Annotated in this window: 4 protein-coding genes and 1 pseudogene; 1 reads left to right on the forward strand and 4 read right to left on the reverse strand. The window is 72.5% G+C overall.

The genetic code is table 11. The features are described from left to right. Positions 1-508: 508 nt before the first annotated feature. The 3 genes from glpD to guaB all read right to left on the reverse strand — a co-directional run bounded on the left by glpD (position 509) and on the right by guaB (position 5,304). Positions 509-2,245, reverse strand: a complete 1,737-nt coding sequence (gene glpD, locus F9B16_RS37665) for a glycerol-3-phosphate dehydrogenase (RefSeq protein WP_151545007.1) — start codon at positions 2,243-2,245, stop codon at positions 509-511. Positions 2,246-2,342: 97 nt separating this feature from the next. After that, positions 2,343-3,458 carry a GuaB3 family IMP dehydrogenase-related protein gene (locus tag F9B16_RS37670; RefSeq protein WP_151545013.1) on the reverse strand — a complete coding sequence of 372 codons (1,116 nt, stop codon included), beginning with the start codon at positions 3,456-3,458 and terminating at the stop codon, positions 2,343-2,345. Positions 3,459-3,807: 349 nt separating this feature from the next. Next, positions 3,808-5,304, reverse strand: a complete 1,497-nt coding sequence (gene guaB, locus F9B16_RS37675) for an IMP dehydrogenase (RefSeq protein ID WP_151545008.1) — start codon at positions 5,302-5,304, stop codon at positions 3,808-3,810. Between the two features lie 275 nt (positions 5,305-5,579). Between guaB and F9B16_RS37680 the strand changes: the two genes are divergently transcribed. After that, a complete protein-coding gene (locus tag F9B16_RS37680; RefSeq protein WP_151545009.1) occupies positions 5,580-5,969 on the forward strand; it encodes a DUF5319 domain-containing protein in 390 nt (129 codons plus the stop codon). Positions 5,970-6,156: 187 nt separating this feature from the next. On the opposite strand, the pseudogene F9B16_RS51535 reads toward F9B16_RS37680, so the two are convergent. Continuing rightward, positions 6,157-6,548, reverse strand: a pseudogene (locus F9B16_RS51535) (hypothetical protein); the annotation flags it as partial.

Below are 6,548 nucleotides of genomic sequence, written 5' to 3' on the forward strand. Positions count from 1 at the left end.
AGCGCGGACGGGCAGCGCGGACGGGCAGCGCGGACGGGCAGCGCGGACGGGCAGCGCGGACGGGCAGCGCGGACGGGCAGCGCGGACGGGCAGCGCGGACGGGCAGCGCGGACGGGCAGCGCGGACGTCGGGCCTATCGGCTTGCTTTTCGTTGCGCTGCTGGGCGGGCGGATTTCGCGGATGTTGTCGAGGTCCGGCAGCGCTTCGCGCTGGTGGGGCAGGCGTGCGGATCGCCGGCCCGCCTGACTGGGGCTGGTCGGGCGGCCCGGCGAACGGCCGGTTGTGCTCGGTCGGCGGTATCGGCTGGCGCGGTCGGCCAATGTGGTCGGCAGGCGTCCCGCCTGGGGTCTTGATTGGTGGCCTTTGTGGGTGCGGCGGGATGAGGAGTCGGCCCTACAGGGGCCTCTAGGCGTGGGCGGTGACGGCGAAGGGGCGGCTGCTGGGGCCCTAAGGGCACTGCAAGCGGGTGGGGTTGAGTTGCTGCCGTTTGCAGTGCCCGGCGGGGTTGTCAGATGGCCGTGGGGACGATGTCCGGGGCGCCTCGGCGGCTGGCGTCGGCTTCCTGGTCGTCGTCCTGGGTCTGGGAGGCGCGTTCGGCCTCGACGCGCTTCCGGTAGTACTCGATCTCGCGGTCGCGCTGCTTTTTCGACCAGCCGAGGACAGGGGCGAGGAGGTCGGCGGCCTCCTGGGCGACGCCCACGCCGCGGTCCCACGTCTCGATGGAGATGCGGGTGCGGCGGGCCAGGACGTCGTTGATGTGCCGGGCGCCCTCGTGGCTGGCGGCGTAGACGACCTCGGCGCGCAGGTAGTCGTCCGCGCCGGTCAGCGGCTTGCCGAGGTCGGGCTTGTCGGAGATCAGTTCGAGAAGGTCGTCGGTCAGGGTGCCGTAGCGGCGCAGGAGGTGCTCGACACGGGCGACGTGCACGCCGGAGCGGGCGGCGAGGCGGTGGCGGGCATTCCACATGGCCTGGAACCCGTCGCCGCCGACGAGCGGGACGCGGTCCGTGCACGACTCGGGGATCTTGCCGTCGAGGCCGTGGGCGACGGCGTCGATCGCATCCTTGGCCATGACGCGGTACGTCGTGTACTTGCCGCCCGCGACCAGCACGAGGCCGGGGACGGGGTGGGCGACGACGTGTTCGCGGGACAGCTTCGACGTCTCGTCGGTCTCACCGGTGAGCAGCGGCCGCAGGCCCGCGTAGACGCCCTCGACGTCGTCGTGGGTGAGCGGGGTGTTCAGGACGGCGTTGACGTGGTCGAGGACGTACTCGATGTCGGCCTTGGACGCGGCCGGGTGGGCCTTGTCGAGGTCCCAGGCGGTGTCGGTGGTGCCGATGATCCAGTGCCGTCCCCACGGGATGACGAACAGCACGGACTTCTCGGTGCGCAGGATGATCCCGGTCGAGGAGTGGATGCGGTCCTTCGGGACGACGAGGTGGATGCCCTTGGACGCCTTGACGTGGATCTGGCCACGTCCGCCGACGAGCTCCTGGATGTCGTCGGTCCAGACGCCGGTGGCGTTGACGACCTGTTTCGCGCGGACCTCGCTGGTGGTGTTGCCCTCCAGGTCGCGGATGCGCAGTCCGGTGACGCGCTCGCCCTCGCGCAGGAAGCCGAGGACCTGGGTGCGGGAGGCGATCTGCGCACCGTACTCGGCGGCGGTCCGCAGCACGGTCATGACGTAGCGGGCGTCGTCGACCTGCGCGTCCCAGTACTGGATGGCGCCGGTGAAGGCGTCCTTGCGCAGGGACGGCGCGAGCCGCAGCGCGCCGCGGCGCGTCAGGTGGCGATGATGCGGGACGCCACGCGACATGCCCATCTGCAGCGACAGCAGGTCGTAGAGCGCGACGCCGGCACCGAAGTACGCGCGCTCCCACACGTGGTGGGTGGTCGGCAGCAGGAACGGGACGGGACGCACCAGGTGCGGCGCGATCTGCTGCAGCAGCAGGCTGCGTTCGGTGAGCGCCTCGCGGACCAGGTCGAAGTTGTACTGCTCCAGGTAGCGCAGCCCGCCGTGGATCAGCTTGGACGACCGGGACGACGTCCCGGACGCGAAGTCGCGCGCCTCGACGACCGCGACGGTGAGGCCGCGGGTCGCCGCGTCCAATGCCGCACCGGCCCCGACGATCCCGCCGCCCACGACCACGACGTCGAATTCCTCGCGGCCCATCCGGTCGAGCGCGGCGGCCCGTTCGGCCGGGCCGAGCCGTGAGCTGCCGAGGCCGGTCACAGGTGATCCCGTCATCGCGATTCCCCCCAGATCGGTTCGTTTACGAGCAGTACCTACCCAACAGTAGGGACGGGTCCACCCGCGAGACGCCCGATTCGGCGTGGGGTCGCTCTCAGTCGGTGGACCGGCGCGGCGCCACCACGACCTGTACCCGCTGGAACTCCTTCAACTCCGTGTAACCCGACGTCGCCATCGCGCGGCGCAGCGCCCCGATCAGGTTCATGGAGCCGTCCGCGACGTGCGAGGGGCCGTGCAGGATCTGCTCGAGCGAACCGATCGTGCCGAGGTGCAGGCGGGTGCCGCGCGGCACGTCCCCGTGGTGGGCCTCGCTGCCCCAGTGGTAGCCGCGGCCGGGCGCCTCGCTGGACCGGGCGAACGGAGAACCGACCATGACGGCGTCGGACCCGCAGGCGAACGCCTTGGCGATGTCGCCGCTGTTGGTCATGCCGCCGTCGGCGATGACGTGCACGTACCGTCCACCGGACTCGTCCATGTAGTCGCGGCGCGCGGCGGCGACGTCCGCGACGGCGGTGGCCATCGGGACGGCAACGCCGAGGACGGTCCGCGTCGTGTGCCCGGAACCGCCGCCGAACCCGACGAGGACCCCGGCGGCGCCGGTGCGCATCAGGTGCAGCGCGGCGGTGTACGTGGAGCAACCGCCGACGATGACGGGGACGTCGAGGTCGTAGATGAACTGCTTGAGGTTCAGCGGTTCGGCGCGCCCGGACACGTGCTCGGCGGACACGGTGGTGCCGCGGATGACGAACAGGTCGACGCCCGCGTCGATGACGGCCTTGTGGAACTGCGCGGTGCGCTGGGGGGACAGCCGCGCGGCGACGGTGACGCCGACGTCGCGGATCTCCTGGATCCGGCGGCCGATCAGCTCCTCCTGGATCGGCGCCGTGTAGATCTCCTGGAGCCGCTGCGTGGCGCGGGCGTCGTCCAGCTCGGTGATCTCGGCGAGCAGCGGCTCGGGATCCTCGTAGCGGGTCCACAGGCCTTCGAGGTCGAGCACGGCGAGGCCGTCCATCCGGCCCATCGCGATCGCGACGGCGGGGCTGACCACGCTGTCCATCGGCGCGACGACCAGCGGCATCTCGAACCGGTAGGCGTCGATCTGCCAGGCGACGCTGACCTCCTCGGGGTCGCGCGTGCGGCGCGACGGGACGATGCCGATGTCGTCGAAGGCGTACGCCCGCCGGCCGCTCTTGCCCCGGCCGATCTCCACCTCAGCAGCCACTGCGCCCTTCCTCCACCTCGCGGACAAGCGTGGTGTTCCCGCCGTCGGCGGGAACAAGCCCCGCAAGAGCTTACGGCAGCCCGCACCGCACCCCGCGACCAGGACGGATCCGCTCCCGCACCACGACCCCCACCGCCTACCCCAGCCGCCGCCCGAACGACCGCCGCGCCAGCCCACCTCACCAGACGAACACGCGAAGCCGATTCGTCCTCGCCCCTAGGGCGCCGCACACCCCGCGCCGACGCCCCCGGACGCGCGGTGCCGGACGCGCGGTGCCGGACGCGCGGTGCCGGACGCGCGGTGGCCCCTGCACGGCGTGGGCGGAGGGTGTAGGGGCTTAGCGGCCCTGGTAGTTGGGGGCTTCTACGGTCATCTGGATGTCGTGGGGGTGGCTCTCGCGCAGGCCGGCGGGGCTGATGCGCATGAGCTGGCCGCGTTCCTGCAGTTCCGGGATGGTGCGGGTGCCCGCGTACCACATCGACTGGTGCAGGCCGCCGACGAGCTGGTGCGCGACGTTGGCGAGCGGGCCGCGGTAGGGCACCTGGCCCTCGACGCCCTCGGGGATCAGCTTCTCCTCGGCGGAGACGTCGGCCTGGGCGTAGCGGTCCTTGGAGTAGGACGCGCCGCGCTCGCGGTTGCGCATCGCGCCGAGCGAGCCCATCCCGCGGTACGACTTGTACTGCTTGCCGTGCACGAAGATCAGCTCGCCGGGGGACTCCTCGACGCCGGCGAGGAGGCTGCCGAGCATCACGGTGTCGGCGCCCGCGACGAGGGCCTTGGCGATGTCGCCGGAGTACTGCAGGCCGCCGTCGCCGATCACCGGCACGCCGGCCTCCTTGGCGGCGCGGGCCGCCTCGAAGATCGCGGTGAGCTGCGGGACGCCGACGCCGGCGACGATCCGGGTGGTGCAGATCGAGCCGGGCCCGACACCGACCTTGATCGCGTCCGCGCCCGCGTCGACCAGCAGCTTCGCGCCCGCGTACGTCGCGACGTTCCCGCCGACGACCTGGACGGACGCGCTGGACTTGATCGCGGCGATGGTGTCGGCGACGCCCTTGGAGTGGCCGTGCGCCGTGTCCACGATGATCACGTCGGTGCCGGCGTCGATGAGGGCCTGCGCCCGCTTGATCGCGTCCTCGCCGACGCCGACCGCGGCGGCGACGAGCAGGCGGCCGTCGGCGTCCTTGGTGGAGTCGGGGTACTGCTCGCTCTTGGTGAAGTCCTTGGTGGTGATCAGGCCCTTGAGCCGGCCCTCCGCGTCCACCAGCGGGAGCTTCTCCACCTTGTTGCCCGCCAGCAGCCGGAACGCCTCGTCCTTCGACACGTCCACCGGCGCGGTGACCAGCGGCATCGGGGTCATGACCTCCCGCACCGGACGGGACAGGTCGGACTCGAAGCGCATGTCGCGGTTCGTCACGATGCCGACCAGGACGCCCCGTACGTCCGTCACCGGGACGCCGGAGATCCGGTACCGGGCGCACAGCTCCTCGACGTCGGCAAGGGTCGCGTCGGGCAGGCACGTCACCGGATTGGTGATCATTCCGGCCTCGGAGCGCTTCACCCGGTCGGCCTGGCCGGCCTGCTCCTCGATCGACATGTTGCGGTGCAGCACGCCGATGCCGCCCTGCCGCGCCATCGCGACCGCCGTGCGGGCCTCGGTCACCGTGTCCATCGCCGCCGACACCAGCGGGATCCGCAGCGAGATCTCGCGGGTCAGCCGGGTCGTGGTGTCGGCCTCCCCCGGCTGCAGGTCCGAGTAGCCCGGAAGCAGCAGCACGTCGTCGAAGGTCAGGCCCTGCGGGAGGAATTTGGCGGGCTCGGCGGCGGGGTTCATGGTTGCCTTCCGTAGTGGTGGCGGTATCCGGCCAGGTCACGGCGACCCTGTCCCCATGTTAGGCCGTCGTCCCGCGCCGGGACGGGCTGTTGCGGACACCGGGCACGTGGCCTTGATGACACCCCGTAACGCGCGCCGGACGCGCCCGCATTCCCTGCCGGGCGGGCGCTGCGGGCCTCCGCGCGGACCTCGCCATGGGCACGCAGAGTGATTGTTCGCGCACAGAGGAGACCGGGGGGTGCACCTGGCGGGGCGGCGCGCAGTAGCGTAAGAGTGTGCACGACGATGCCCCGCTCGACCCGTTCGCCGGAGACCCGGAGGATCCGGCGGCGTCGCTCGGCGACCCCGGCGAGGACGCCGCGCCGCTGAGCGTCGCCGAGCGCGAGGACGTGCTGGCCGACCTCGCCGATCTGGAGGTCTTCCGGGCGCTGCTGGAGCCGCTCGGGGTCCGCGGCCTCACCGTCGACTGCGCCGACTGCGGCAAGCTGCACTACATCGATTGGGAGTTGCTGCACGGCAACCTGCGGCATCTGCTCGACCAGGGCCTGCCGCGCGTGCATGAGCCCGCCCTCTCCCCTGACCCCGTCGACTACGTGAGCTGGGAGTACGCGCGCGGGTACGTCGACGGCGTGATCGACAGCGAAGAGGGCCGCGACGAGAACTGACCGCCGCGGCCCGGTGCGATCCCAGTGCGACGCGGGGCGGGGCCATGGCGGGGGCCTGCGTTGAGGGACCTTGCTGAGGTTCTGCCTGCGTTCAGGGACTTGCCGAGGTTCTCTGGTCGCCCGCGGAAGCGGCACGCGGGGCGGTGGTCGGGCGACTGCGTCCAGACGTCCGGGGTGCGGCGGGGTCTCAGCCGGGGTCGGGGGCCTCGTACTGGTCGAGACGCTGCTGGGTGCGCTTCCGGATGTCGTCGATGGTGCGGCGAGTGTCGTCGTCGGGCGGGGCCGGCGGGAGGCCCGGGCGGATCGCCGGGGCCGAGCGCGGCGTGTCGGGACGGCGCGGCGCGGGCCGGTGGGGGCGGTCGGCTTCGCGGATGAGCTGTTCCAGGCGGCGCTTGATGCGGTCGTAGTCCTGGCGGCCGGGGTCCTCGGTGGCGGGCGCCTTGGTGGCGGGACGGGCCGGGCCGGGCGCGGGCGCCGCCGGAGCGACGGGCGACGTGCGCGGGGCGGCGTGGGTGCCCGCGTCGGTGTCCTTGGCGCGCGGTTCGGCGGGGCCGGACACGCCGGCGCCGGCGGGCGGGG

The organism is Actinomadura montaniterrae (assembly GCF_008923365.1).
In the GTDB taxonomy this organism is placed as follows: domain Bacteria; phylum Actinomycetota; class Actinomycetes; order Streptosporangiales; family Streptosporangiaceae; genus Spirillospora; species Spirillospora montaniterrae.

Excerpts from the sequence above, each read along its gene's own strand:
- glpD (WP_151545007.1), bottom strand. The coding sequence starts at position 2,245 with ATGACGGGATCACCTGTGACCGGCCTCGGCAGCTCACGGCTCGGCCCG.
- guaB (WP_151545008.1), bottom strand. The coding sequence starts at position 5,304 with ATGAACCCCGCCGCCGAGCCCGCCAAATTCCTCCCGCAGGGCCTGACC.